Annotated in this window: 23 protein-coding genes and 1 riboswitch; of the genes, 12 read left to right on the plus strand and 11 right to left on the minus strand. The window is 44.9% G+C overall.

All coding sequences use genetic code 11. The features are described 5' to 3' along the window. Position 1 precedes the first annotated feature (1 nt). From V7Q33_RS01795 to rodA, 8 genes are all read left to right on the plus strand, one after another. A complete protein-coding gene (locus V7Q33_RS01795) occupies positions 2-1,141 on the plus strand; it encodes a methionine aminotransferase (RefSeq protein WP_333818705.1) in 1,140 nt (379 codons plus the stop codon). Between the two features lie 160 nt (positions 1,142-1,301). Next, positions 1,302-2,132 (plus strand): amidohydrolase, encoded by an 831-nt coding sequence (locus V7Q33_RS01800; RefSeq protein ID WP_331980268.1) that lies wholly within the window; start codon positions 1,302-1,304, stop codon positions 2,130-2,132. A 157-nt stretch (positions 2,133-2,289) separates the two neighbouring features. After that, a complete protein-coding gene (gene purH / locus V7Q33_RS01805; RefSeq protein ID WP_333818706.1) occupies positions 2,290-3,816 on the plus strand; it encodes a bifunctional phosphoribosylaminoimidazolecarboxamide formyltransferase/IMP cyclohydrolase in 1,527 nt (508 codons plus the stop codon). A 243-nt stretch (positions 3,817-4,059) separates the two neighbouring features. Next, positions 4,060-5,085 (plus strand): rod shape-determining protein, encoded by a 1,026-nt coding sequence (locus tag V7Q33_RS01810; protein WP_331961322.1) that lies wholly within the window; start codon positions 4,060-4,062, stop codon positions 5,083-5,085. Between the two features lie 67 nt (positions 5,086-5,152). After that, on the plus strand, positions 5,153-5,995 hold the full coding sequence (gene mreC, locus V7Q33_RS01815; RefSeq protein WP_331980272.1) for a rod shape-determining protein MreC: 843 nt from the start codon (positions 5,153-5,155) through the stop codon (positions 5,993-5,995). Then, complete coding sequence (locus V7Q33_RS01820; RefSeq protein ID WP_331980274.1) at positions 5,992-6,504, plus strand: Rod shape-determining protein MreD; 513 nt, start codon at positions 5,992-5,994, stop codon at positions 6,502-6,504. The genes mreC and V7Q33_RS01820 overlap by 4 nt, the downstream gene beginning before the upstream one ends. A 190-nt stretch (positions 6,505-6,694) precedes the next feature. Next, positions 6,695-8,518 (plus strand): penicillin-binding protein 2, encoded by a 1,824-nt coding sequence (gene mrdA / locus V7Q33_RS01825; protein WP_331980276.1) that lies wholly within the window; start codon positions 6,695-6,697, stop codon positions 8,516-8,518. A gap of 16 nt (positions 8,519-8,534) precedes the next feature. Continuing rightward, the gene (rodA, locus tag V7Q33_RS01830; protein ID WP_331980278.1) at positions 8,535-9,806 is read left to right on the plus strand and encodes a rod shape-determining protein RodA; all 1,272 of its coding nucleotides are present in this window, start codon (positions 8,535-8,537) and stop codon (positions 9,804-9,806) included. A 78-nt stretch (positions 9,807-9,884) separates the two neighbouring features. Here the strand turns inward: rodA and frr are convergent, their stop codons facing one another. The 3 genes from frr to V7Q33_RS01845 all read right to left on the minus strand — a co-directional run bounded on the left by frr (position 9,885) and on the right by V7Q33_RS01845 (position 11,907). Further along, a complete protein-coding gene (gene frr, locus V7Q33_RS01835) occupies positions 9,885-10,439 on the minus strand; it encodes a ribosome recycling factor (protein WP_331980280.1) in 555 nt (184 codons plus the stop codon). 52 nt (positions 10,440-10,491) lie between these two features. Further along, positions 10,492-11,199: a UMP kinase gene (gene pyrH, locus V7Q33_RS01840; protein ID WP_331980282.1), complete on the minus strand. Its 708-nt coding sequence runs from the start codon at positions 11,197-11,199 to the stop codon at positions 10,492-10,494. A gap of 213 nt (positions 11,200-11,412) precedes the next feature. Continuing rightward, positions 11,413-11,907: a biotin/lipoyl-containing protein gene (locus V7Q33_RS01845; RefSeq protein ID WP_331980284.1), complete on the minus strand. Its 495-nt coding sequence runs from the start codon at positions 11,905-11,907 to the stop codon at positions 11,413-11,415. Positions 11,908-12,057: 150 nt separating this feature from the next. After that, positions 12,058-12,154, plus strand: a riboswitch (TPP riboswitch). A 48-nt stretch (positions 12,155-12,202) separates the two neighbouring features. Between V7Q33_RS01845 and V7Q33_RS01850 the strand changes: the two genes are divergently transcribed. Further along, positions 12,203-14,659, plus strand: a complete 2,457-nt coding sequence (locus V7Q33_RS01850; protein WP_333818707.1) for a TonB-dependent receptor — start codon at positions 12,203-12,205, stop codon at positions 14,657-14,659. Between the two features lie 72 nt (positions 14,660-14,731). Continuing rightward, positions 14,732-15,589, plus strand: a complete 858-nt coding sequence (locus tag V7Q33_RS01855) for a geranylgeranylglycerol-phosphate geranylgeranyltransferase (RefSeq protein WP_333818709.1) — start codon at positions 14,732-14,734, stop codon at positions 15,587-15,589. 20 nt (positions 15,590-15,609) lie between these two features. Here the strand turns inward: V7Q33_RS01855 and selD are convergent, their stop codons facing one another. The 8 genes from selD to V7Q33_RS01895 all read right to left on the minus strand — a co-directional run bounded on the left by selD (position 15,610) and on the right by V7Q33_RS01895 (position 24,552). Continuing rightward, positions 15,610-16,641: a selenide, water dikinase SelD gene (gene selD, locus V7Q33_RS01860; RefSeq protein ID WP_333818710.1), complete on the minus strand. Its 1,032-nt coding sequence runs from the start codon at positions 16,639-16,641 to the stop codon at positions 15,610-15,612. Between the two features lie 54 nt (positions 16,642-16,695). Further along, positions 16,696-17,730, minus strand: a complete 1,035-nt coding sequence (gene mnmH / locus V7Q33_RS01865; RefSeq protein ID WP_333818711.1) for a tRNA 2-selenouridine(34) synthase MnmH — start codon at positions 17,728-17,730, stop codon at positions 16,696-16,698. 61 nt (positions 17,731-17,791) lie between these two features. Continuing rightward, complete coding sequence (locus V7Q33_RS01870; RefSeq protein ID WP_333818712.1) at positions 17,792-20,485, minus strand: DUF5686 family protein; 2,694 nt, start codon at positions 20,483-20,485, stop codon at positions 17,792-17,794. Positions 20,486-20,501: 16 nt separating this feature from the next. Continuing rightward, positions 20,502-21,077, minus strand: coding sequence for a nicotinate (nicotinamide) nucleotide adenylyltransferase (nadD, locus tag V7Q33_RS01875; RefSeq protein WP_331980296.1), 576 nt, complete (start codon positions 21,075-21,077; stop codon positions 20,502-20,504). 91 nt (positions 21,078-21,168) lie between these two features. Continuing rightward, positions 21,169-21,738, minus strand: a complete 570-nt coding sequence (gmk, locus tag V7Q33_RS01880; RefSeq protein WP_331980298.1) for a guanylate kinase — start codon at positions 21,736-21,738, stop codon at positions 21,169-21,171. A 3-nt stretch (positions 21,739-21,741) separates the two neighbouring features. After that, on the minus strand, positions 21,742-22,014 hold the full coding sequence (locus V7Q33_RS01885; protein WP_331980300.1) for an anti-sigma factor: 273 nt from the start codon (positions 22,012-22,014) through the stop codon (positions 21,742-21,744). A 5-nt stretch (positions 22,015-22,019) separates the two neighbouring features. Continuing rightward, positions 22,020-22,604 (minus strand): sigma-70 family RNA polymerase sigma factor, encoded by a 585-nt coding sequence (locus V7Q33_RS01890; protein ID WP_331980302.1) that lies wholly within the window; start codon positions 22,602-22,604, stop codon positions 22,020-22,022. 82 nt (positions 22,605-22,686) lie between these two features. Beyond that, positions 22,687-24,552: a vWA domain-containing protein gene (locus V7Q33_RS01895; protein WP_333818714.1), complete on the minus strand. Its 1,866-nt coding sequence runs from the start codon at positions 24,550-24,552 to the stop codon at positions 22,687-22,689. Positions 24,553-24,642: 90 nt separating this feature from the next. Between V7Q33_RS01895 and V7Q33_RS01900 the strand changes: the two genes are divergently transcribed. Together V7Q33_RS01900 and V7Q33_RS01905 are read left to right on the plus strand one after the other, a co-directional pair. Next, on the plus strand, positions 24,643-25,206 hold the full coding sequence (locus tag V7Q33_RS01900) for an RNA polymerase sigma factor (protein WP_331980305.1): 564 nt from the start codon (positions 24,643-24,645) through the stop codon (positions 25,204-25,206). Continuing rightward, positions 25,199-26,623, plus strand: a complete 1,425-nt coding sequence (locus V7Q33_RS01905; RefSeq protein WP_333818715.1) for an energy transducer TonB — start codon at positions 25,199-25,201, stop codon at positions 26,621-26,623. The genes V7Q33_RS01900 and V7Q33_RS01905 overlap by 8 nt, the downstream gene beginning before the upstream one ends. Positions 26,624-26,851: the final 228 nt, after the last annotated feature.

The raw sequence follows: 26,851 nt of genomic DNA on the forward strand, positions 1-26,851 counted from the left end.
CATGCAGATACAATCAAGACTTCCCGATATAGGTACATCTATATTTTCGATCATGTCGAAAATGGCGCTCGATCATGGAGCTATCAACCTGTCGCAGGGTTTCCCGGATTTCAGCATAGATGAAAACATCATTAATCTCGTGCATCGCTATATGCTGGAAGGCAACAACCAGTATGCGCCTATGCCGGGAGCACCCATACTGCGCAGCACGATAGCAACAGTTATAGCCGACACCTATCAACGTACGATAGACCCGGAAACGGAGATTACCATAACAGCCGGTGCAACAGAGGGTATATTTGCCGTTATAGCAGCTGTGATCAGTGCCGGTGATGAAGTAATTTTATTTGATCCGTCATACGACTCCTACAATCCCGCGATCCGGTTGAATGGCGGTATTCCAATACACATCAACATGACTTCGGATTTTTCGATTGATTGGGATATGGTTCGTGCGAAGATCACACCGCGCACCAAGCTGATCATGATCAATACACCGCATAATCCCAGCGGTGCTGTTTTGCAGGAGCATGATTTGAAAGCGTTGGAAAAAATTGCGTTGGAATATAACCTGCTCGTGTTGAGTGACGAAGTATATGAACGACTCATCTTCGATGATGTCAAACATCAAAGTGTGTTGCGTTATCCGGCTTTGGCAGCGCGCAGCTTTGCCGTGTTCTCATTCGGTAAAACATTTCATGCTACGGGTTGGAAAGCAGGCTATGTCGTGGCCCCGGATTACCTGACGCGCGAAGTACGCAAAACGCATCAGTTCATTGTTTTCAGCGTTAACACACCGGTGCAACTGGCATTGGCGGAGTATATGCAAACACCTTCCCATTATCAGTCACTCGGTAAATTTTACCAGCAGAAGCGCGACTTCTTTTTGCACCAGATAAAGGGTTCTTCGTTTGAGCCACTGCCCAGCAGAGGTTCATATTTTCAGGTAGTGTCATACAGAAACATCTCAAAGCAAGGCGATGTAGCCATGGCAGAAGAACTTACCAGGCAATTCAAGGTCGCGTCTATTCCCGTATCGGTGTTCTATCAGGATAAAACCGATAATCACTTACTGCGCTTTTGTTTTGCCAAGAAAGAAGAAACACTCGAGCGGGCAGGAGCAATTTTGCGGAAGCTGTAGAGCCACTCACTGTAACAAAGAAGAGAATCGTGCCGCGGAAACTCGTTTGGGCTTATCTTCCCATGCTGGAGACCACCGGTGAAAAACCATCCAAAAAGAAAAATTTGGTCTTTAGATTTACTTGATCATTGCGTTTCTTTGCAGCCAAATCCACACCGCCATGCAAGACCTGAAAATCACCATAATCCAATCTGATTTACACTGGGAAGACGTTGAAGCCAACCTTTCGATGTTTGAAGAGAAGATTTGGCAGGTGAGCGGGCTCGATAAAGATGTGATTGTGCTACCCGAAATGTTCACCACAGGCTTTACGATGGCTGCCGGCCGCAAGGCCGAAATGATGAACATGCGCACCTTTAAGTGGATGCGCCAGATGGCCGATCAAAGCGGAGCGCTGATTCTGGGCAGCTATATCGTGAAAGTGCACGAGCGCTACTACAATCGCCTGCTGTGGATGGAGCCGGGCGGAAATTTCAAGACCTACGATAAACGCCATCTGTTCCGGATGGAAAATGAACATAAAGTTTATACTCCTGGCGAGAGCTTACTTATTGGCACCTGGAAAGGCTGGAAGATTTGTCCGCTGATCTGTTACGACCTGCGTTTCCCCGTATGGAGCCGTAATCGCTGGGATCGCGCCACTCAAAAACTTTCTTACGATGTAGCCATCTATGTTGCCAACTGGCCAACGATTCGCATCGATATGTGGGATACGCTGCTGAAAGCCCGCGCCATTGAGAACCTGAGCTACGTAGTAGGTGTAAACCGCATTGGGCAGGACGATCAGGGCGTAGAGTATAACGGCCATTCATCCATTATCAGTCCCAAAGGCGATGTAATCTATACCAACGAAGGAGCCGAGGCGATACGAACCATGGAATTAAGCGCCAATGCACTGCATGCTTTCCGCGATCGTTTCCCCGCCTATATGGATGCCGATGACTTTACAATCGAATTCGAAGAATACGAAGCGTCAGATTATCTCGATTGATGCAAAAGCGGGTTACAGGTTCAAAGTTCAAGGAGCGTTTAAGGTTCAGGTTGGGTGCTTATTGGCGAAAGAAAATTCACAGGGCTCTTCATAAATCGTGTGTCAAAAACTACTTTTGCACCCTCATTTTTAATCACTTATAATTTACCTGAACCTCATGGCCAATCAAAAGATTACCCGAGCCCTTATTTCTGTTTTTTATAAAGATAACCTTGAGCCGATCGTTCACGCACTCGGCAAGCAGGGCGTAGAATTTGTATCTACCGGAGGCACTCAGGATTTCATTGAGAAGCTTGGCTATAAAGTAACGCCTGTAGAAAACCTTACCGGATATCCTTCTATTTTTGGTGGTCGCGTAAAAACATTGCACCCTGCTATCTTCGGGGGTATACTATATCGCCGCGATGATGCCGGTGACATTAACCAGGCAAAAGAATTTAAGATCGCCCCGATCGACCTGGTGATTGTTGATCTGTATCCTTTCGAGGAAACAGTTGCCAAAGGCGGTTCGGAAGAAGATATCATTGAGAAAATAGACATCGGAGGAATATCGCTGATACGCGGTGCTGCCAAGAATTTTAACGATGTGCTCATCGTTTCTTCGCGTAATCAATATGGTGCGTTGCTCCAGCTTCTGCAGGAGAAAAATTGCTCGTCAGACCTGCGCGATCGCAAGAAGTTTGCTGCGATGGCTTTCGATGTTACCTCGCACTACGATGCTGCTATATTCAGCTACTTCAACAACGAGTTTCAGATTCCCAGCTTTAAAAAAAGTTATCAGGAAGGACGTGTACTTCGCTATGGGGAAAATCCGCATCAAAAAGGAACATACTATGGCGACCTCGATGGATTGTTCGAACAGCTTAATGGTAAAGAACTTTCCTATAACAACCTGGTAGATATAGATGCTGCTGTAAACCTTGTAAAAGAATTTGAAGGTGAAACAGCGTTTGTTATTATTAAGCATACCAATGCGTGCGGTGTAGCTACAGCACCTTCCGTAAAAGAAGCATACCTCAAGGCTTTTCAGGCTGATACTATATCTGCTTTCGGAGGTGTGCTGGCAACAAACAAAACGATAGACCTGCCTGCAGCGGAAGAGATCAACAAACTGTTCTTCGAAATATTGATTGCTCCCAGCTATACCGAAGATGCACTCGCACTGTTGAGGAGCAAGAAGAACCGGATGTTGTTGCTACAGAAAAAGCAACTCATCGAAACCCGACAAAGCAAGACTATATTAAACGGTGTGATTGAGCAAGACCTCGATCTGAAAACCGATTCACAAGCCGACTTGAAAGTGGTAACAAAGGTGGCGCCTACAACGGCGGAAGTAAATGCTTTACTCTTCGCCAGTAAAATATGCAAGCACACCAAGTCGAATACAATTATACTGGCTATAGAAGGGCAGTTACTGGCCAGTGGAGTAGGGCAGACTTCACGTGTAGATGCATTGCGGCAAGCTATAGAGAAGGCCGGTACATTTGGCTTTAACCTGCAGGGTGCCGTGATGGCATCGGATGCTTTCTTTCCATTCCCCGATTGTGTGGAAATTGCTAACCAACATGGGATACATGCGGTGATACAACCGGGTGGATCAGTAAAAGATCAGGACTCGATTGACTACTGCGATCAGCATAACATGGCCATGGTGTTTACAGGCATTCGTCACTTTAAACATTAATCCCAACTTTTTTATATGTCTTGATGTTCACTGTTCCATGGCAATGTCTTCATTGGACAGGAACAGTGAACATGAAAGCTTTAACCCCTGTCGGTTCATCGACAGGAATTTTTTAGCCCGGTAAAAAACTTACATTTTTAAGCTGTTAATCATTATTTTGGTAAATTAAATGCAATTTTACGGGCGACTATATCAGTCAAACTTTTCCGGTTATAATTTTTAAACTTTAGGGAATACAGATACATGGCATTTTTTGACTTCTTTACCAGTGACATTGCAATAGATCTGGGGACAGCAAACACCCTTATCATTTACAAAGACAAAATTGTAGTAGATGAGCCTTCTATCATCGCGCTGGATAAAGTAAACAGCAAGGTGTTGGCCATCGGTCGCGAGGCGATGCAGATGCACGAGAAGACGCACGATCACATCAAGACGATCCGTCCGCTGAAAGAAGGTGTGATTGCCGACTTCCAGGCTGCCGAGATGATGATCCGGGGGCTCATCAAAATGATTGATACCGGCAAGCGTCTCTTCCCACCGTCATACCGCATGGTAATCTGTATACCTTCAGGTATTACCGAAGTAGAGAAGCGCGCTGTACGCGACTCTGCAGAACATGCCGGTGCTAAAGAAGTATATATGATCTACGAACCGATTGCCGCTGCCATTGGTACAGGTATAGATATAGAACAGCCGATCGGTAACATGATCGTAGACATTGGCGGAGGTACCACCGATATCGCGGTGATAGCACTCTCGGGTATAGTGTGTGACCAGTCGATTCGAGTAGCCGGTGATACCTTTAACCGTGATATCCTTGATTATATGAGACGCCAGCACAACCTGTTGATTGGTGAGCGCTCGGCTGAGAAAGTGAAGATCGAAGTAGGCTCTGCGCTTACTGAGCTTGATGACGGACCGGATGATTACGAAATCCGTGGTCGCGACTTGATGACCGGTATTCCTAAAACAATCAAGATATCCTATTCGGAAGTTGCCTTTGCTCTTGATAAGTCTGTTTCCAAACTGGAAGAAGCGGTATTGAAAGCATTGGAAACATCTCCTCCCGAATTGTCGGCCGATATATATGAGCGCGGTATATACCTTACAGGAGGTGGCGCGTTGCTGAGAGGGCTCGACAAACGTCTTGCACTCAAAACCAAGCTGCCTATTCACGTGGCAGACGATCCGCTGCGTGCCGTTGTTCGTGGCACAGGCCAGGCACTGAAAAATATTCCACAGTTTCGTGCAGTATTAATGACCTAGTCTGCAGTTGGCGAATGGGTGAGGTACGAATATCATCGAGGGTTGAACGCACCTTAACTGAAGTTTAATGGAGCGTCTATTTTATTTCATCTATCAGTATCGGGCTTTCTTTACGTTTATCGTGCTGGAAGTATTTTGCTTCTGGCTGGTGGTGGAGAACAATGCATACCAGGGAGCCAAATTCTTCAACTCCTCCAACACCGTAGTTGCTTCCCTCAACAATTTCTCCCAGAGCATCCGCGATTATTTTTTGCTACGCGATGTAAACACCACACTGGCAGAAGAGAACGCTGCCTTACGCAAGCGGGTAGAACAAAATAACCAGCGTGTGCAATCTTCCGACAGCGTTGCATCCGTAACGGATTCTTCCTTCATTAAACGCTTCGATTTTATCAGTGCCAAAGTCGTTAACAATCACGTAGATCAATTCAAGAATTTCATCACGATTAATAAAGGAAAAGATGCCGGTATAGAGCCCGGCATGGCTGTAATCAGCCCGGGTGGTGTTGTGGGCAAAGTAAAAATGGTTTCCAATCATTATGGTGTTGTAACTTCTTTACTGCATATCGATCTGATGGTTTCCGCTTTGCTGAAACGCACCGGGCACTACGGATCGGTGCAATGGGAAGGCCGGGATCCGCAAATTGTCAAGTTCAAATATATTCCGCGCCACGTGAACCCGATGGTGGGCGATTCGGTTGTTACATCCGGATTCAATGCCATTTTTCCCGAAGGTATAATGATCGGAACGATCGTGGATGTGAAGCTGGGCAATGAGGCACTCTCATACGACCTTAGTGTAAAACTTTCGCAAGACTTCCGTAAACTCTCTTATGTTACCGTTGTGCGTAGTGTTTTAAAGAACGAACAGGATTCGCTGGAGCATGCCGTAAACGAACTGGAGCGATGAACAGAGGTATAATACTACAGGTTTTTGCTTTTTTTGTTTATCTGTTCTACCAGGTATTAATCCTGCAGAATGTAGTATTGTTCCACACGGCTTTCTGTTTTCTCTATGTAGTATACCTATTGTTGTTGCCTGTGGAAACCAATCCGCTGGTGTTGATGGGTATAGGGTTTATGATGGGCTTTGCCGTAGATATGTTCTATGAAAGTATAGGACTTCATGCCTTTGCCTGTGTACTGATCATGTATCTGCGGAACTATTGGCTTAATTCCATGACACCGCAGGGAGGCTACGATAGCAATACCACCCCTTCTCTGGCTATGGGAGGATTTCAGTGGTTTGTGATCTATTCTTTGCCTTTGGTGTTTGTGCACCACGCAGTTTTATTTTTTATGGAAGCAGGGGGCTTCGGTATGTTCTGGTTCACACTTTGGAAAACAATTACCAGTACATTTTTTACCATGCTTGTAATTTTAATCGCACAATTTCTGTTTCCAGGAAGAAGACGATAGGTAACTTTGTACTCGCTTCGCTGCTCGTCAGCGTTCCGTTAAAAGCGAACCACCTACCTTCTGATCTTTTCCTGAAAACCAAAGACCCACACCCTCGCTCCGCATGTCCCCTATATTTACCGGCAACAGTGCCATGATGCATTGCTGCCGAAACCTGCAAGCTTTACTTTTTTAAATTGCCTGTACTATTATGAACGAAGGCCGAAAAGAAGTTTTACAAATTGTTTTTGTTCTGATAGGAGTAGTTTTCCTGATAAAATTATTCTTCATCCAGATCGTAGAAGACAGCTATAAAAATATGGCGGGTGTTAATGCCATCCGCAAAGAAATTCAATATCCCATCCGCGGTATTATTAAAGATCGAAACGGTAAACTCATTGTATATAATAACCCGGAGTTCGACCTGATGGTGATCCTGCACGAAGTAAAACACTTCGACAGTGTTCGCTTCTGCCATGTGTTTGGCAAAACACAGGATGAGCTTCGCCAGTTGTTTAAAAATTTCTACACCGAGATCAGAAACAGAAAAGCAAACCAGTTTCAGCCGTTCCCTTTTCTTCGACAGCTCTCTACATACGATCTGGCGAAGATCCAGGATAATATAGATGAGTTCCCCGGCTTCTTTATTCAAGACAGAACTACTCGTGCGTATGCAAGCAAGGCGGTGGCCAATGCTATCGGCTATGTAAGTGAAGTATCGAAAAGGCAGCTTGATAACGACAAGACCGGTATATATCGCCAGGGTGACTACATGGGGCAAAGCGGCCTCGAAGCATATTACGAAGAATATCTGCGCGGCAAACGCGGTGTAAAATATCTGATGCGCAATAAAGATGGTGTAATCAAAGGCTCGTACGAAGACGGTAAATATGATACATTGTCAGTACCCGGCCAGGATCTTGTTTCTACCATAGACCTTAACTTGCAAGAGTACGGTGCATTTCTGTTGAACGGTAAAGCGGGAAGTATCATTGCGATCGAACCTTCTTCCGGAGAGATACTCGCCATGATATCCGGACCATCGTATGATCCCAATCTCCTTACCGGGAAGAATTATAGCGAGAACTTTGTGATGATCAGCAATGATAGTCTCAAGCCGCTCTTTAACCGCCCGTTGATGGCGCAGTATCGTCCGGGATCTATATTCAAGATTGCTCAGGCGATGGTGGCATTGCAAGAGGGTGTGATTACTCCAGAGACACGTATCAAATGCGATCGCTCCATCATCAATTGTCACGGTCCACATTCAAATGAAGATTTGCGCGGTGCTATAGCAAACTCGTGTAATCCGTACTTCCACAATGTACTTCGCAGAATGCTGAACAAGGGCAAGGCAAACAATCCATTTGATGATACGCGTATAGGCTTGGAAGAATGGAACAAACACATCAGCAGCTTTGGCTTTGGCAAGCGCCTGGGTATAGATCTTCCCAATGAAAAGAGAGGTCTGGTGCCAAGCCCTGCTTATTACGATCGCGCTTATCGGGGTCGCCCGTGGAAGTTCTCCAATATATACTCAATTGCCATTGGCGAAGGTGAGAACATGGTGGTGCCGTTGCAGATGGCTAACTTTGCGGCAACATTGGCTAATAAAGGATTTTATTATACGCCACACCTGGTAAAATCCGTTGGCAGCACAGGTATGCCGTTGCCTCAATATTTAGAGAAGCACTACACAACCATTGACTCTGCCAACTTCCGCATAGCACGCGATGCCATGCAGCGCGTGGTAGAGGCTGGCACAGCACAGTATCGAGCCAAGCTTAAAGATATAGTGGTGTGCGGTAAAACAGGTTCCGTGCAGAATGAACCGAACCCGGATCACTCTGTGTTTATAGCGTTTGCTCCGAAAGAAAATCCGAAGATCGCTATATCAGTATATGTAGAATATTCCGGTCAGGGTGGGCGTGCCGCTGCATCTATTGCCAGTTTGATGATTGAGAAATATCTCCTCGGCAAAACAGAGCGGCCGAATATAGAAGAGTATGTTTTGAAGGGTAAGTTCCTCCACTAATAAACGTTGAAAGAAATTGAGAAGAGACGAAATTATATCGCAGAAACTTGATTGGGTTACCGTACTCATTTATGGTCTCATGGTGTTCTGGGGCTGGCTGAATATATACTCTGCTACCTACGATGAAACTCAATCCATCTTCGATCTGTCGCTAAATTCAGGCAGGCAGATGATGTTCATTATAGCATCCATTGTGTTGATCCTGGCAATCCTCATCATCGACATGCGCTTTTATGAAACATTTGCCTACTTTATATATGGCGGAGTGTTGTTCCTGTTGTTGCTGGTACCGTTCATCGGTAAAGAGGTTGGTGGTAACAGGGCGTGGCTGGGCTTTGGATCATTTGGCGTGCAGCCTTCGGAGTTTGCCAAATTTGCAACAGCGCTCGTAGTAGCGAAATATATAGGCACGATTGGATTTCGCATGGATAACCTGCGGAATCAGATTATACTCTTTGCGATGATAGGAGCTCCTATTTTGTTAATCCTTCTGCAAAAAGACTACGGTACAGCCATGGTATTTATGGTATTTCTGCTGGTGTTTTACCGCGAAGGCATGTCGCCATTTCTGTTGCTCGTAGGATTGGGTATGGCGGTTATTTTTATACTTACACTATTGGTGGAAAACAACTGGATTTTGTTCGGAATAATTGCCGTGGCCTGGGCCATCACTATATATTTCAATCGCAGAAAGAAGATCAAGCGGCTCATAATCATAACAGCAGGTGCATTAGTACTGGCATTCACCATTACCAGCGTTGAATTTATCTTCAACAACCTGTTGGAAGAACACCACCAGAAACGGGTAATGGTGTTGATCAACCCGGAGCTTGATCAGTTAGGTGCCGGGTACCACGTATATCAATCGAAAGTAGCGATTGGTAGTGGTGGCTTTTTTGGAAAGGGATTTTTGAAAGGCACACAAACGAAGTTGAAATTTGTGCCGGAGCAGTATACCGATTTTATCTTCTGCACTATTGGTGAAGAGCACGGATGGGTAGGAAGCCTGTTTATGGTGGCGTTGTTTATGGCATTGCTCTTGCGCGTAGTCTATCTGGCCGAGCGACAGAAAAACCGGTTCGCGCGGGTATATGGTTACTCAGTGGCGTGTATACTATTTTTTCACTTTGCCACGAACATTGCCATGACGATCGGGTTATTCCCGGTAATTGGTATACCATTGCCATTCTTTAGTTATGGAGGTTCCTCGCTACTGAGTTTTACCGTGTTGCTCTTTATCCTGCTGAAGCTGGATGCACACAGAATGCACGTACTGCAGCGGCTTTGATAAGTTTAATTATAGATACAAATAAAAATCCCGGATGAGCCGGGATTTTTGTTTATGATTATAGCGGTTGATCTTGGACTATACCGTCATGATCTCGGCTTCTTTTTTCTTCATCAGCGCATCAACCTTTATAATGAAGTCGTCAGTCATCTTTTGAACTTTCTCTTCCGCATTCTTTACATCATCTTCAGACACACCTTTGATCTTCTTCAGTTGTTCGTTGGTATCCTTGCGGATGTTACGAATGCTCACCTTGCCGTGTTCGCATTCCTGGCCAACTTGCTTTACCAGTTGTTTGCGTCTTTCTTCCGTAAGCATCGGTATGTTGATGATTACCTGCTGACCATCATTTTGAGGATTCAACCCCAGGTTACCATTGATGATGGCTTTCTCAATTTCCTGGATCATTCCTTTCTCCCACGGCTTAACAAAAAGTGTACGGGCATCCGGAGAGGTAACGGAGGCCACTTGGTTCAGTGGTGTCATGGCGCCATAATAACTAACCTGCAAGCCATCCAGCATAGCGGGGTTGGCTTTGCCGGCACGGATCTTTGTAAGCTCATGACCAACGTGATTTAATGCCTTGGTCATCGATTCGCGGGCATCTTCCAGATATAGTTCAATCTCTTCCATAAAAGAAAATATGAGTATGAGTTCGTTTACAAATTTAGATTCGTGATGTTAATTAGCTGATCAACGTACCAGCTTCTTCACCATTCACCACTTTCAATAAATTACCTTTCTTGTTCATATCGAAAACAATGATCGGCAACTTGTTTTCTTTGCAAAGAGTAAAGGCAGTCATGTCCATAATGTTGAGATTTTTCTCATACGCTTCCTGGAACGACAGCTTGCTATAACGCACAGCATCCGGAAACTTTTCCGGGTCTTTAGTATAAACACCATCTACACGTGTGCCTTTGAGCACCACGTTTGCCTGCACTTCAATAGCGCGTAAGCTGGCTGTAGAGTCTGTTGTGAAGTATGGATTACCAATACCCGCACCGAAAATAACGATTCTTCCTTTTTCCAGGTGGCGTATTGCCCGGCGTCTGATGAATGGCTCGCACACCTGTTCCATTTTTATACCAGCCATGAGGCGGGTAAACATACCATGACGTTCGAGCGCACTTTGCAATGCCATAGCATTGATCACCGTAGCCAGCATACCCATGTAGTCGCCCTGCACACGGTCTATACCCAGCGCCTCTGCCTGGCCACCTCTGAAAATATTTCCTCCACCAATTACAATGGCAATTTCTACACCCTGATTCTTGATGGTTCTGATTTCTTCACAATACTGCTCCAGCACATTGGGATCGATATTGGTGTTTTTGGAAGATCCTTGCAATGCTTCACCACTGAGTTTGAGGAGGATACGCTTATACTTCATTCGTATGTTGGGTTGATTATACAGCGAAATTGGCGCAATATATTCAAAGCACAGGGCTTTCTAAAATTCCGCAACAAAGTACGGGAAATGAAATATGGGATTTTTTTACTGTTCGGCCATGCATTTGGTATACGCACGGAAGGGAGGGTGCTTCAAGAGTCCAGCCGGAGTTTAATACACCGTTAGCCCTACACGCCCGGTTATTGGCTGCGTTTAGAACTCGATCAACACCTGATTTTTTTCTACGCTATCGCCTTTCTTCACTTTCACATTTTTAACCGTTCCCTCGCCTGGCGATTTGATGATGTTCTCCATCTTCATCGCTTCCAGTATCAGCAACGGATCGTTTTGCTTTACAACATCGCCGGCTTTCACTTTCAGATCAATGATCAGCCCGGGCATAGGGGCCTTTAATAAATTCATCTTGCCAGCAGCACCGTTGGCCATGCCCATCTTTTCCAGCAACAAGTCAAATTTATCTTTGAGGGCCACGGTATATATTCTGCCGTTTACTTTAATCGTAAAGGTTTTGGTGGCGGCATCGGTCTTTACCACTTCAGCACGATAACTTTTCTGTTCATACAAAATATGAAAATATCCATCGCCAACCTTTACCAGGTCCCAGCTCAGAGGACTTCCGTTAACTGTAAATCCATCATCGGAAGAAGCGATATCGAAATTCTTTTTGTTGACTGTAGCCTTGAACATATCCTAAAATTATTGCACCCGTAAATGTGCAAATTATTCCCGATAAGGATAAGTAATTCAACGATTTCGATTCAGGCAGGCGGTCCAGTAATTCCGGTTGCTGACAATCTTTTTTGCAAAATCGGTTTTTATGCTTTTAACTTTGTGCTGTCGAAAGACGAGGGGTGCCTTAATATAACGGGCTGAGATTATACCCAATGAACCTGATGCCGGTAATGCGGCCGAAGGGAGGCAAGGTTAAACGTACGCAGAGCATTCCCCTGTGCGCTGTTAGTTTAAACCACATTTTAAAAAAATGTACAAGGTAATTTTTATGGCAGCAACGGTGCTGTTGTCGTTGCGCGTGCATGCGCAGGAGTTTTCGGTTACGGGAAGCGTTCGTGATTCCCGGAGCAATCAGTTATTAACAGGCGCATCGCTGCAACTGGAAGGCACGAATTATATAGCCGTGAGCGATGCCTTTGGAAGGTACCGGTTTGAAAAAATACCGGCAGGCGAATATACCCTGATGACACGCTTTATCGGATATGCTGATAAAACGGAGAAAGTAAATGTATCTTCTAACACTGAGCTTAACGTTCGTCTCGAAGAAACCTTTGTGATGACCGATGAAGTAGTAGTATCCGCTACGCGTGCCGATGAAAAGACCCCGGCTACATTTACAAACGTAAACAAGGACGCCATCCAGAAGCAAAACTTCGGGCAGGATTTACCTTTATTGCTCAACTGGACTCCATCTGCCGTAACAACTTCCGATGCAGGTGCTGGTGTAGGCTATACCGGCATTCGCATTCGCGGAAGCGATGCCACGCGCATCAATGTAACGGTAAATGGTATACCCTATAACGATGCAGAGTCGCTCGGAACATTTTGGGTGGATGTGCCAGATATAGCAGCATCGTCACAAAGTGTACAAGTGCAACGTGGTGTGGGTACATCTACCAATGGCGGTGGTGCATTTGGTGCCACTATAAATTTGCAAACCAACACTCGCAATGACAAGCCGTATGCTACCATTATGTCATCGGCAGGTTCGTTTGGAACGTTTCGTAACAGTGCATCTTTTGGTACAGGGTTATTGGACGATCATTGGGTAATTGACGGACGTGTTTCAAAAATTGTATCCGATGGTTTTATAGACCGCGCCACTTCCGATCTGCAATCGTATTATTTCTCCGCCGGATATTATGCGGGCAATACGATGATCAAAGCCATCACCTTCGGTGGCAAAGAGCGAACATACCAGGCGTGGTATGGCGTGCCGCAATCGCGCCTCAACAACGATGTAGAGGCCATGCTCACTACCGCTTCCAACGAAGGATGGAACGAAGCACAAACGCAGAATTTGCTGAACTCCAACAGTCGTACATTCAATCCCTATACTTATAAAAACCAGGTGGATGATTATCGCCAGGATCATTATCAGCTGCATTTCTCACAACATATAGCCGATGGTTTTTCAGCAAACGTATCGCTGCACTATACACCGGGTAAGGGCTATTATGAAGAATATCGGTACAATCAAAAATTCTCGAGCTATGGATTATCACCGGTGGTAATTGGCGATTCCACGATTCAATCAACCGATCTTGTGCGCAGGCGTTGGCTGAACAATGATTTTTATGGATTTACCTATTCGCTCAACTACGAGAAGAATAAAGTGAATGCTATACTGGGCGGTGCATGGAATCGCTACGATGGCGATCATTATGGTCAGATTATCTGGGCACAGGTATCGCCTGTTCCTACAGAATATCAATACTATTTTAACAATGGCGACAAGCGCGATTTTAATATATATGGTAAAACTACCTATGCGTTTACCGATCGGCTGAATGGCTATATCGATCTTCAATATCGCAGGGTAACGTATAAGGCGGCCGGTACTGAGAACGAGCAGAATACTATTGCTATTGATAAGGAATTTAACTTCTTCAATCCGAAGGCTGGCGTTACATATGCTGTCAATGAAAATCAAACCGTATATGCATCGTATAGTGTAGCAAACCGTGAACCGGTGCGTGATGATTTTGTGGCTGCCCTTCCGGGACAAGATCCTCGTGCCGAGCGCCTGCATAACCTGGAAGCAGGATATAAAGTAATGGGAAGAACCTATATGCTGAAAGCCAACTATTACCTGATGGACTATAAAGACCAGTTGGTACTCACAGGACAATTGAATGATGTGGGAGCTTCCATTCGCACCAATGTGAATAATAGTTACCGCATGGGTATAGAGCTGGAAGGGGCGCTTAAAATTTCGGAGCGACTCTCGTGGAATGCGAACGTTACACTGAGCCGCAACAAAATCAAAAATTTCACAGAAGTATATTACGACTACGGTGCAAACTTCGATGAGTATAACGAGGTGCGCAAGCAATATCACAATACCGACATTTCCTTCTCGCCAAACGTAATTGCAGGATCGGGCCTCAACTATAAACCCTTCCGCGGACTGGAAGCTACATTGCTTACCAAATACGTTGGGCGTCAATACCTCGATAATACCTCGAATGCCAGCCGCAGCATCGGCTCGTATGTAGTGAACGATGTGCGCCTTACGTACACCATTCAACCGACTTTCATGAAAGAGATCGTGTTAAGTTTTCTGCTGAATAACATCCTGGCCGAGAAATATGCTTCCAACGGGTATACCTGGGGTTATGCGGCCGGTACGCAATTGTACCGCGAGAACTATTATTATCCCCAGGCCGGGCGGAATTTTATGGCTATGCTAACGTTGAAGTTTTAATTCTTCTTTAATAAACCTTCCGGGGCTTTACACCTGGAAGGTTTATTCCTTAATTTGCCATGCAGGTATATCATGGCTTCCATTAACCGTACGCGCACATTTATTGAATCATTGCTGAAGCTCACACGTTTTGGCAACTTGGTTATTATTGGCATTGCGCAATATTTCACTGCCGGTTTTCTTATAGACAAAACCTTGCCGGGCGACATTCGTCTCTTCCTGCTTTCTGCATCCACCATTGTTATTGCTGCGGCAGGATACGTTATTAATGATTACTACGATGTAAAGATCGATTACATCAACAAGCCGGATCGCGTTGTCATTGGCCGGAATATACCGCGCAGGTATGCTATTCTTTTTCATGTAGTGCTTTCGGGTGCAGGTATTTTACTGGGGTTATTTCTTTCGTGGAGAATAGCAGCCATCAATGTGATGTCAGTATTCTTGCTCTGGCTATATTCCAATAATCTCAAACGCCTTCCGTTTATCGGTAACTTTTCGGTGGCATTGCTCACCGGCTTGTCGATCTGGATTGTTGACCTGCTATATTATCGCGGCAGCGCACTCATTCTGATCTATGCCAGCTTTGCATTTTTTATGACGCTGGTGCGCGAGATCATAAAGGATATGGAAGACCTGAAAGGCGACAATACATTTGGATGCAGAACACTTCCTATTGTTTGGGGACTAAGGCGAACCAAGTTTGTTATATACCTGATCATTGCAGTCTTCGCCATCACAGTATTGCTGCTTAATCATTTTTATAAAGCCCTGCCAATTCAATACTACGTTATTTTCCTGTTTGTGCCGCTGCTAATTTTGTTATATCGCCTGGTGCTTGCCGACACCACCAAAGATTTTAACACGCTAAGCACAGTTTGTAAAATAATTATGCTGTTCGGCATCCTCAGCATGGCGTTTGTTCAATAACCGCCAAGGCATCACAAAAATTACTTTACCTCTATAACTGTTTTAGTTTTAGGAACAAGTCGCCCGAAAGGACGCAAGCTATAATTGTGCTGCAGCATCGTAGCCTCAAATTCAGTCTGCTTATCTTCATCGACTACAATCAATAATCCACCACTGGTTTGCGGGTCGGCCAGAATAACTTTTTGCTTTTCAGTGATAGCGCTGATCTTGGAACCGTAGCTATCCCAGTTGCGTATGGTGCCCCCTGGTATACTTTTCTGATCAAGGTATATATCGAGAAAATCGAACGTGGGAATTTTACTGAAGGTTATTTCAGCAGAAAGATTACTTCCTTCACACACTTCGTACAAGTGCCCCAGTAAACCAAAACCCGTAACATCCGTCATGGCACTTACATAGGGGAGTTTGCCGATTTCAGCACCCAGCCAGTTGAGCGTAAGCATACTGTCAACGGCTCGTTGATAATGTGCCTGCTGCACAATACCTTTTTTCTGTGCGGTGGTAACAATGCCTATACCAATCGGTTTGGTGAGGTATAGTAATGAGTTTACACGTGCAGTATCGTTACGTTTCAGGTTTTCTTTCTTCAGCTTTCCGGTAACGGCCAAGCCAAACACAGGCTCCGGGCAATCAATGCTGTGGCCACCGGCCAGCGGTATCTCGGCTTCCAAACATACTTTGCGGCTTCCTTCCAATACGCCCTTGGCAACCTCTGCGGGTATCTTGTTGATGGGCCAACCGAGTATAGCAATTGCCATGATCGGTTCACCGCCCATCGCATATATATCACTGATGGCATTTACCGATGCAATGGCACCAAAAGTGGCGGGGTCATCTACAATGGGCATGAAGAAATCGGTAGTGCTTACCACGCAGGTGCCATCGCCCAGATCGAATACAGCAGCATCATCTTTCGATTCGTTACCCACCAGCAACTCGGGAAAGATGGTCTTGGGTGCATCGGAATGTAGAATGGTTTCCAATACAGCGGGAGAGATTTTACATCCACATCCTGCACCATGACTATATTGTGTAAGCTTGATCGTTTCCATACTGCAAAGTAAAAGGATCGGAATACTTATTGAAATGAATTTATAGCAACGTTGCTATAGGGTAAGCTTACCGCGAAACAGTTGGTTAACCGCCTGACTCAAATTACCGGCGAATGATTGCAGGTTGCTGCCATTCCAGGCAACAGAAGCTTTTACACGATGTTTCTTTTTGGATAAACCATTGGTGTAAGCCTTGTCGTAATAGGTGAGGAGAATGTCAATTACCGCAGGCATATCGTTGGTAAGCAGCTTATCGCGTGCTGCATTGAAGTGTTGACCGCCCAACTTTTTAGTGATGCGTGTCATTGCTTCGAGAAACTGTTCGCGATCGGCAGGTCCATACTCCTCTACAAGCCTTTGAATGCGCACAGCTCTGTCCACTACGATTTCAACGATTGGGCTCTCGTTCATCTGTCGCCACAATCCTTCCGGCAGAAATATTTTTCCAACCGCGATGGATTCATCTTCAATCCATACTCTCCGTAAGCGATCGAGCTTGAGTATATTTTCGAAGAGATCATTTTGAAACTGTTCTGTAGTAGGCTGTGGAGGCATGCTTAATCCTCCAAACACAGAGCCTTTGTGCGATGCCAGTTGCTCCAGGTCTATTACCTGTTCGCCATGCGCTTTGAGTGCGCGAAGCATTTCGCTCTTGCCACTACCCGTGCAACCACTTACCACTACCAATTCCAACGGCAGCATAAAAGACTCCAACGCTCGGGTGCGATATGCCTTATAGCCGCCGGCAAGCTGGTGTGTTTTGATTTTTGCCATGCCCACAAACTGGCAGAAGTTAGACGACCGCATACCGCCACGCCAGCAGTGCACGAGTAACTCATTGCCTACACGCTCTGTTTCATTAATGATATTCAACAACCGCGGACCGACCAGACGAAATCCGGTTTTTATTGCCTCCGCCTGCCCTTTGCGTTTATAGTCAGTGCCAACCTCCACACGCTCGGCATTGTTGAGAATAGGAATATTAACAGCAGCTTGAACATGACCTTCCTGGTATTCGCCTTCGGAGCGAACATCTACAACCGGCAGTTGCGCGCGGAGCTTCAGAAAATCATCGATGGATAGTTGCATGGCAGTATCACTACAAACTTAAACTATCTAAGTGAATGGTGAATTGCCACGCAAGCGATTATTAATTATCGGAGAAATTAACGGAGAGCGCTGTGCTGATGCCAATGCGAAATCCATAGTTAAGATATTTGCCATCCTGGAACGCTGCGATAGCTTCCAGCCGAAGAAAGCGCAGGATGCCATCGATCGAGTAGCCTACCTCAGTATAATTCTTTGACATAGGTGTGGCCAGGTAGTTCACAAATACGTTCTCACTTATACCGGCCATACGCGCCAGCGGAAAACTGGTAACCAGGAATCTGCGGAAGTGATAGTGAACATTACCGGCAAAGTAGCGGTCGTCCGTGCTATAGTTGTAATAGTCCAGCAAACGGAAACTTCCCACGGGATCGCTTGTGGCAAACGGCGTAAGGTTGCCCAGGAAGTGCTTATAATCCATGAAATACATTTTGTTGTTATTCAGGAATCCACCCGCACGCAATGCTACATCTACATGCCCGCGAACACCAATGTTAAATTCATGTTTTATACCCAGCTCGATCTGATCAAAATCTACATCACTTTGTAAAATGGAATTGAAGCCTTTCCGGTAATCAAGCGTAAAGGTTGGCGATGAGTTGGGTATTTCATGTTTATGTCCGTTACGGATATTGTATTTAAGCCACGGCCTCGCCGTTACCCGTACGGACCCAATGAACGCTTCGTGGTCGGGGAAGCCCGTATCTGCAAGCTCTGCATTTACCGGGCGATTCTCTGTATAGCCTTCAATACTCTTGCGGTCTACCCATTTATAGTTGGATGTATTTTGCAATTCGTGCCGTTTGCTCCATGAAAGTGTTCCACTCACAGACACAAATTGACTTAATTTTCTGCGATACAACAGGTCTATATACCTGCGCTCGTATAGCTTCATCAGGTTCTTCTCCAATAGCAGTGTCGTAAGACTGTTTACGATAGGCAGAATAGGTTCGTCTGCATTGTATTGCTTTACATATCGTCCGCCTTCCAACTCAAGCCGGTATTTACTATTGCGCAGCACCAATCTGGTATTGCCTGACGCAACTTTTCGGGAGAAAGCATAGCGAAACGCGGGTGTAATGGTGAGCCGCGTTTTGTTGGTGTCTTGCAAAATCGTTCCAAACGAAACTTTATATACCAGGTTCCACCCTTCCACGGTATTAAAGCCCGGCATTGGAAAATGTATTTTGAAATTGGAATGCCTGGAAACTTTATAGCTGTCTCCAATCAGAATATCCCACGGTTGAAAACCTTTATGTTTAGATGACTTCAGCGTGTCGCCTTCTTCCTGCTTGCGTGCAACGGCAGCCATGCTGTCTGACTTCTGATAGCCTTTTATTTCCTCGGTGGTTAAAGGCACCGGTCGCACCGACGACCAATAGGTAGAGTCTTTCTTATAAGCACCACTATCGATCTTGAAGGTATTGTCAGAAATAACTTCAGGCTCTTTTTGTTGCTTTAGTTCCTGCTTTTCATACTCTTTCATCATTGTCTTTAACTCCTTGCGTGTAATCTCCTTCCCGGATTCCAGACGTTCCTGCAAGAGCTTGGCGTTATCCTGTTGTGGCTGTTTCCCTTTTTTGGAAGCAGCAGCTTTACTCTGTGCTACTATTTTTCTGGCTTCTTCTTTCTGTACTTTTTCATCAATCACCTCCATCTTTTCATTGTCTACATACAGCTTGGGGTTGAGCTTGATCTTGTAATCGCTCACCGTGGCGAGGTATTTATACTCAGCCTCAAATCCAAACGCCTTGCCTTCAATTTTAAATTGATGTGAAACCGGCAACCATGCTTTGTCTTCTATAGGAGCATAGATTGCTTTGATATAAACCTGTATGCCCATCTTGCTCGTGTGGATGTCGATGCTGTGTATACTCCACCAGTCTTCCACCAGGTTAATAACACCGTCTACTACATTATCGCCTTTGAGGCGTGGTGTTACTTTGATTTTGCTCACTTCATAATTCCTGTCCTGGAAGGTTCCCAGATATTCAAATTTATAGTATGAAAATGCTTTGGGCGATAATGGCGATATAGTGCCTTGTATTTCGGGCTCGTAAAAGCTGCCGAATATATACTGGTTAGGCGAAGTGTTGTTGTCCTTTCCATCACTGCGAATGGATATTACTTTCTCTTCAAACTTATTGGGTCGGGTATATTTTACATCACTTACGGATTCTGAAATATATACCCGGTTCTTTTCGATCCCCTCTTTTTGCAGCGCGCGTTTGGCAAGCCATGGATAATCTTTCAACTTACCGGCTCCTTTAATGTATACCCGTGCAGTATAGCTGTCCAGTTGCTGCGTGTGATATTTAGCTTTGGCAATAGCTTTTCGCATGATGGTATAGGCAGGGTCTTCGTTGCCATCCTGCACCACTACCGTTGGCAGCACGGTAGCCTGTGGTTTCAGTGTTACATTTACCTGAACAAAATCGTGGAGCACTTCAATGTTTCGGACCTCCGTTTGATAGCCAAGAAACTGATAGATGATTTCATACCGGCCGGAGTCCAGTGTAACTTCGTAGTAGCCGATTTCATTCGCGGTTGTTCCGGTGCCAGCACGTTTCACAAATATTGAAGCAAATGCCAGTGGCTTTCCGTTCTCATCGGTAATCGTACCACGAATGCCACTGCCGAAGGACGGCATGGATAATAAAATACATGGGAGCGAGAGCAGGTATACCAATCTTGAAGCCGGTGTTAACGCCTGCAACAGCCATTTGAATATTGACATGAAATACGATCGGGTTTTAATCTTGGTAAAAGCCTTTAGTGCGAATCATCTCCTCCACAACATCCGGAACAAGATAACGCACAGATTGTTTATTTCTGATGCAGTTACGAATGAATGTAGCAGAAATATCAAGCAACGGAGCTTCTACGATTGTAACGTTAGGATGCGAATGGAGTTCCGAAAGTTGCACGTTGGGCCGGCGATACACATAAAGTCCATAATCTTCCAGAATGCGTTCGTAGTTTTTCCATTTGGTAAAAGAGGCCAGATTGTCTTCGCCCATAATTACCTTAAAGTCTTTATCAGGAAAGCGTTCGCGCAGGTGTACCAATGTATGAATGGTATAGCTGGGCTTGGGAAGATGAAATTCTATATCCGATACCTCTAATTTATAGTTATCAAAAATAGCGGCCCGCACCATATCGTAGCGGTCAAACTCATGTAACAGACCCTTGCTGGGCTTTAACGGATTTTGAGGAGATACAACAAACCAGACTTTCCTCAGATCGGTAGTTTCGGCCATTAAATTGGCAATGATGAGGTGTCCCATGTGAATGGGATTGAATGAGCCGAAGAAGAGACCTGTTTTCATTGATGCCGAGAAGACGTTTAAGTGGTTCCTATGTTACAATATATAGTATCTTTATTTAAGATACTTCTATGCACAGGAAACATTGAACCTCTTAACTGTTCTTGAAATTATTGTACAACTGCTGCGCTTCGGCCAGCGATTTATCCAGCGTTTCATTAACCAGTACAACATCAAATTTATCCTGGAAGCTCATTTCGAAATTAGCTTTGAATAATCTGCGTGAGAGACTTTCGGGCGATTCTGTTCCACGATCATTGAGTCTTTCCTTGAGAACTTCTATGGAAGGAACTTTAACAAAGATGGCCAATGCTTTATCGCCAAAATATTTTTTCAGATTAAGTCCGCCTTTAACATCTACATCGAAGATCACATCTTTACCTTCTTTCCAGATGCGCTCGATCTCTGATTTTAATGTGCCGTAAAAATTACCCGCATATACTTCTTCCCATTCGATGAATGCATCTTCATCGATTTTCTTTTTAAACTCTTCGGGTGTTAGAAAGTAGTAATCTTTACCGTGCTGTTCAGTACGGCCACGCTTGTCGCGGGTAGAAGCAGAAATGGAAAAACCCAGATCAGGGTTCGTGGCGAGAAGATGTTTAACGATCGTAGTTTTCCCCGAACCGGAGGGAGCAGAAAAAATAAGCGCTTTGCCCGCCATTCGTTAGCTCGCCAGATTTTGAATTACTTTTGCCTTGATGTCGTCTACCAGTTGTTGAGGCGCATCCTGGCAGCATTTGGTTTTGAGGAGCTGACGTATGGCTACTTCCAAATGATAATTCTTATAACAAGGCATGCACTCTTCGAGGTGATGTTTCAGAAAATGATCTTTTTGATCGGCGGTTGCTTCGCCATCAAGAATTAACTGAAGCATTTTGAGGCATTCGTTTTTCTCAGGACAATCAAGCTTCATCTTACTCGGATCAGGGGTGCTCATAAGGTTCATGCGGTTTTATAACCCATTTGTTTCGCGTACTCACTTAATTTCTCTTTCAGAAGGTTACGGGCCCGGTGAAGACGGCTACGAACGGTTCCAATAGGGATATCGAGAATCTTCGCCATTTCTTCATACTTAAATCCTTCCAGGTCGCATAAAATTATAACTGTTCTGAAATCAACATCCAGGGCATTGAGGGCGTTGGATATTTCGTCACCGATCATATCCTTCAGCGCCTCCACTCGCAAATCAGGTGTTATTTGCCTGTCAACCTCTTCCGAGTTGTAATAGCTTTCAACTTCCTGATAGTCTACCTTCGAAGGCTCCTTGCTCTTCTTTCGGTAGTCATTAATAAAGCTGTTTTTCAAAATTCGAAACAGCCACGCTTTAGCATTAGTTCCTTTCTGAAAAGATTCAATGAACCGATACGCTTTTAAATAAGTATCCTGCAACAGATCTTTTGCATCGTCTGAATCAAGTGTAAGCCTGTAAGCAAAGTTGTACATGGAGTTGATGTGGGGCATAAACTCACCATGAAAAATCGCTTGCTTCTCAGCTTCAGTATAGTGTTGTTTCGGGAGGTCTTCCATCAAGCGCAAAAATATAAAAATAACAGCTTCCGGGAAGTATTAAAAATTTCCCGGAAGCTAATTATCTGTGGAATAAAATCAGCTATCGGCTGGCTATCAATCCAAAAGACTTCACCATGTTGATAAATTCAATGCGGTAGCCTTCCTTATCTTCTCCCCGCGACCCCTGCGCTAACTGCACTACATCATCATAGGTAAAGCTTTTAATGTATTCTGATTCGCGCAGCAACATGCCAAACGCTGCAACAGAAGCTGACCACCGGAAGTTATCAGATGTTTTGCCAAGTGCAATGTTGTTGTCCTTCAATGGATGTACAATGAGCTTGCTCACATCTTCATCCGGTTTTTTATAGCGCAGCTTGATCGTCATCAACTCTTCTGTTTTCTGTGCTGCCGGATCAACTTTGGTAGTCTGATATTTCAGTTCATCAATCTTGAAGAACTCGCTCTCAACACCAACCGGAATAATTTCATATAGCGCAGTAACGGTATGGCCGGAGCCCAGCTCGCCTGCATCTTTTTTATCGTTGTTGAAATCTTCGCTCTTCAGCATTCTGTTTTCATATCCGATCAATCTATAGGCTTTTACTTTTGCCGGATTAAATTCGATCTGCAACTTCACATCTTTGGCAATGGTAAAGAGCGTACCTCCAAATTCATTTACCAATACTTTGCGGGCTTCCGTAATGTTGTCGATATAGGCATAGTTACCGTTACCTTTATCGGCGAGCACTTCCATCTTTGAATCTTTATAGTTGCCCATACCATAGCCGAGCACAGTGAGAAATATACCGTCTTGTCTTTTCGCCTCAATCAGTCTTTCCATCGCAGCGTTGCTGGATTCTCCGATGTTAAAATCACCATCAGTTGCCAGGATCACGCGGTTGTTACCGCCTTTTTTAAAGTACTGTTTCGCGGTAGCATATGCCAGATTTATACCGGCACCACCTGCAGTTGATCCACCGGCTTCGAGTCTGTCCAGCGATTCTATAATTTTCTTTTTATCGGCACCGGATGTAGGCTCCAATACCAAACCTGCGGCTCCGGCATATACCACAATGGCAACGTGATCTTGCGGACGCAATTCTTCTACCAGCATTTTTAAAGATGATTTGAGTAACGGCAATTTGTTAGGATCACTCATAGAGCCTGATACATCTATAAGAAACACGAGGTTGGAAGCCGGTAAATTTTCAGTAGCAATCTTTTTGCCTTGCAGACCTATATGTACAAGCTTGTGTTTGCTGTTCCACGGAGCGGAAGATATTTCGGTGATTACAGCAAAAGGATCTTCACCTTTTGGTTGATTGTAATCGTAATCAAAATAGTTTACCATCTCTTCAATGCGTACTGCATCTTTCGGAGGGCGACTGCCATTGTTAATAAAACGGCGCACATTGCTATAGGATGCTGCATCTACATCAATAGAGAAAGTAGAAAGAGGATTTCGCAACGCATCATGAAAAATATTTTCATTGATAGCATCGTATTCTTCTGTATTCCATTGCTCTGCGGGCTCCGGTTGCACATTTCCCATCGATATGGACATATCATAAGTTTTTGCCTGTTCGGCCGCTACACGAACAGGCGCTTGCTTGCGATACAATCTTTTGTCATCCTTTACAATAACAACTTCCTGCAGTTCCTTTGCATCGTCTTGCAGTGAAACGTTGAGTGTATTAGAGGTGCCGATCTTGACCTCTTTCGATTGGAATCCGATATAGGAAAACACCAGTTTGCCTCCCGATTCTGGTACAACAATACTATACATACCAAGATGGTCTGTTACGGTTGCCGTAGTGGTGCCTTTCAGAATTACCGTTACACCCGGAAGCGGGCTGCCATCTTTTGCATAGGTAACTTTACCCGTAATCGTGCGCGGCGCAGGCGCTATAAAACCGGTGCAGAAGATCACCAGCATCGCCAGAATCCCAATAGACTTTTTCATGACAGTATAAATTTGATTTGTCAGTGAGATGCGGATGCGCAAAAGATTCCATAAAGCAGTTGGAATTTTTTTTCTATTTTTCAAACGAACATGTCTTCGTTGAAAATCCATAGATCATTAACCGATGCAGAGCTTCTGGCACAGTATAAGCGTAGCGGTGAGCTGCCGGTGCTGGGCGAGCTGTATGACCGGTACATGACGTTGGTGTTGGGTGTATGCATGAAGTATCTGAAAGACCGTGAGGAAAGCCGCGATGCGGTGATGCAGCTGTTTGAAAAGCTGGTAATTACGTTACGGGAACATGAGGTAACGCATTTTAAAAGCTGGCTTTATGCAACGGCGCGAAATCATTGCCTGATGCAGCTACGATCGAAGAAGGGAAAGATTTTTGAAGAAATCTCACCATCGCTTATGGAAAATGATGGCTTTTTACATCTGGAAGAAGAACCCGAAACAGAGGCAAATATCACTAAATTGGAGAGATGTATCGATACGCTGGTGGTTGAACAGAAACAGTGTGTTCAATTGTTTTATCTGCAGCAGAAGTGCTACAAGGAAATTGTGCAGCTCACTGGCTTTGATGATAACAAAGTGAAAAGTTATATCCAGAACGGCAAACGAAATCTGAAGATTTGTATGGAGCAACATGGCTGATCTGCAGCACGATATTGAAAAATACCTGAGAGGTGAACTATCGCCGGCCGAGATGCACGCGCTCGAACGAAGAGCGTTGAGCGATCCATTCCTGGCAGATGCACTGGAAGGTGCTGCTCAGTTGTCGCCTGATGATTTGAGTAATGATATAAAACTGTTGCAGGCATCGCTGAAAGATCGGATAGCGAAAGAACATGTTAAAGTTGTACCGATGTGGGTATGGCCGGCACGCGTTGCCGCTGGTTTGGTGTTGCTGGCGGTTTCGGGGTTTATCATTTTCAATTTACTGCAGGAAAAAGATACTGTACAACTGGCGATCAATACGGCGAAAGAAGAACCTGCCCCCAAGACAGATGACGTACCGCCTCCGGTAGATTCATCTGCGGGTTCAAATTCAGGCGCTGCAGAAGAAACAGATAACGATCGGTTTCAACCAGCACTAGCGAAACCCGAAGAAGAAAAACTTGCCGAACCCGATCAGGTGGCTGCACAAAAATCGCGAAGCAAAACCGAAAATGCAGAAGCTGTAGCAACCGAGCGTGCTGTAGCGGGAGAACCGGCAATTTCCTCAGCTGATAAGGTGAGCGGCCAGGTATCAGAGACTGATCAACAAAAAGTGCAGGAAGCGTTGGAATCTCAGGAGTCTGTAGCATCTGTGCCTGTGCAGGTTCCTATGATGGCTAAAGATATAGCAGTAGAGAAAGAAGCGGCTGAAGAAGCTAAACGGAAGGCTGATCAGAACGCTTACCGGCCAGCAGAAAAGAAAGCGGCTGCTGCTGATGTCCGCCTTCGCAGATATAGCAGTGCACCCACCAACGCGCGTGTTATACGCGGAAAAGTAACATCGGAAGATGGTTTGGGATTGCCCGGTGTAAACGTGATGATTAAAGACTCTAATGTAGGTACGGTAACCGATGCAGAAGGCAACTACCAGGTAACTACTCCAGATGACAGCCGAGAGCTTGTGTTTTCCTTTATTGGTATGCAGAGTAAGGAAGCAGAAGCTACTTCCGATAAACTGGATGTACAGTTGGAACAGGACGTATCGCAGTTAAGCGAAGTAGTAGTAGTAGGATACGGTGCCGAGCATAATGTTGAAGACGATGTAACAAATGTTGAGTTAGCAGCACCAAAGGGCGGCCGTGCTGCATACAAACAATATCTTGAAACAAGCATGCAGTATCCCGAAGAAGCACTTCAAAACAAAATAGAAGGAAAAGTAACAATACAATTTACGGTAGAGCCCACCGGTCAACTCACCGATTTTAAAGTGTTAAAAGGATTGGGCTATGGCTGCGATGAAGAAGTAATTCGTCTGATCAAGCGTGGGCCAAAGTGGATACCTACCAAAAAAGATGACGAAGCTGTGAAAGACCGGGTAAAAGTACGATTGCGCTTCAGGCTTCCTAAAAAATAATCGATTTATCTATAGTATATATATCAGCATGATTGAGAGTTCGAAGTATAGTATTGCTTCGAACTCTCAATCATATTGATTACTTAAGTTCAATGCTTCCGTCATGCTCATGGCAAGCTTCGGCACAGTGTTCACATGCATCAGCGCATTTTTGGCAATGTTCAAAGTCATGTTTACGGCATTCTTCTGCGCATGTGCGACAGGCTTCTTCGCATACGCGTAAAAGGC

Origin of the sequence: Ohtaekwangia sp., from assembly GCF_036786105.1 — a bacterium.
Classification (GTDB): Bacteria; Bacteroidota; Bacteroidia; order Cytophagales; family Cyclobacteriaceae; genus Ohtaekwangia.

Coding starts and splice junctions, on each gene's coding strand:
- V7Q33_RS01890 (WP_331980302.1), bottom strand. CDS start 22,604: ATGGAAGACCTCCCGAAACAACACTATACTGAAGCTGAGAAGCAAGCG.
- V7Q33_RS01820 (WP_331980274.1), top strand. CDS start 5,992: ATGAACAGAGGTATAATACTACAGGTTTTTGCTTTTTTTGTTTATCTG.
- mreC (WP_331980272.1), top strand. CDS start 5,153: ATGGAGCGTCTATTTTATTTCATCTATCAGTATCGGGCTTTCTTTACG.
- gmk (WP_331980298.1), bottom strand. CDS start 21,738: ATGGCGGGCAAAGCGCTTATTTTTTCTGCTCCCTCCGGTTCGGGGAAA.
- V7Q33_RS01870 (WP_333818712.1), bottom strand. CDS start 20,485: ATGTCAATATTCAAATGGCTGTTGCAGGCGTTAACACCGGCTTCAAGA.
- purH (WP_333818706.1), top strand. CDS start 2,290: ATGGCCAATCAAAAGATTACCCGAGCCCTTATTTCTGTTTTTTATAAA.
- V7Q33_RS01855 (WP_333818709.1), top strand. CDS start 14,732: ATGGCTTCCATTAACCGTACGCGCACATTTATTGAATCATTGCTGAAG.
- V7Q33_RS01900 (WP_331980305.1), top strand. CDS start 24,643: ATGTCTTCGTTGAAAATCCATAGATCATTAACCGATGCAGAGCTTCTG.
- V7Q33_RS01850 (WP_333818707.1), top strand. CDS start 12,203: ATGTACAAGGTAATTTTTATGGCAGCAACGGTGCTGTTGTCGTTGCGC.
- V7Q33_RS01810 (WP_331961322.1), top strand. CDS start 4,060: ATGGCATTTTTTGACTTCTTTACCAGTGACATTGCAATAGATCTGGGG.
- V7Q33_RS01895 (WP_333818714.1), bottom strand. CDS start 24,552: ATGAAAAAGTCTATTGGGATTCTGGCGATGCTGGTGATCTTCTGCACC.
- frr (WP_331980280.1), bottom strand. CDS start 10,439: ATGGAAGAGATTGAACTATATCTGGAAGATGCCCGCGAATCGATGACC.
- V7Q33_RS01800 (WP_331980268.1), top strand. CDS start 1,302: ATGCAAGACCTGAAAATCACCATAATCCAATCTGATTTACACTGGGAA.
- nadD (WP_331980296.1), bottom strand. CDS start 21,077: ATGAAAACAGGTCTCTTCTTCGGCTCATTCAATCCCATTCACATGGGA.
- mrdA (WP_331980276.1), top strand. CDS start 6,695: ATGAACGAAGGCCGAAAAGAAGTTTTACAAATTGTTTTTGTTCTGATA.
- V7Q33_RS01885 (WP_331980300.1), bottom strand. CDS start 22,014: ATGAGCACCCCTGATCCGAGTAAGATGAAGCTTGATTGTCCTGAGAAA.
- selD (WP_333818710.1), bottom strand. CDS start 16,641: ATGGAAACGATCAAGCTTACACAATATAGTCATGGTGCAGGATGTGGA.
- V7Q33_RS01795 (WP_333818705.1), top strand. CDS start 2: ATGCAGATACAATCAAGACTTCCCGATATAGGTACATCTATATTTTCG.
- mnmH (WP_333818711.1), bottom strand. CDS start 17,730: ATGCAACTATCCATCGATGATTTTCTGAAGCTCCGCGCGCAACTGCCG.
- V7Q33_RS01845 (WP_331980284.1), bottom strand. CDS start 11,907: ATGTTCAAGGCTACAGTCAACAAAAAGAATTTCGATATCGCTTCTTCC.
- pyrH (WP_331980282.1), bottom strand. CDS start 11,199: ATGAAGTATAAGCGTATCCTCCTCAAACTCAGTGGTGAAGCATTGCAA.
- V7Q33_RS01905 (WP_333818715.1), top strand. CDS start 25,199: ATGGCTGATCTGCAGCACGATATTGAAAAATACCTGAGAGGTGAACTA.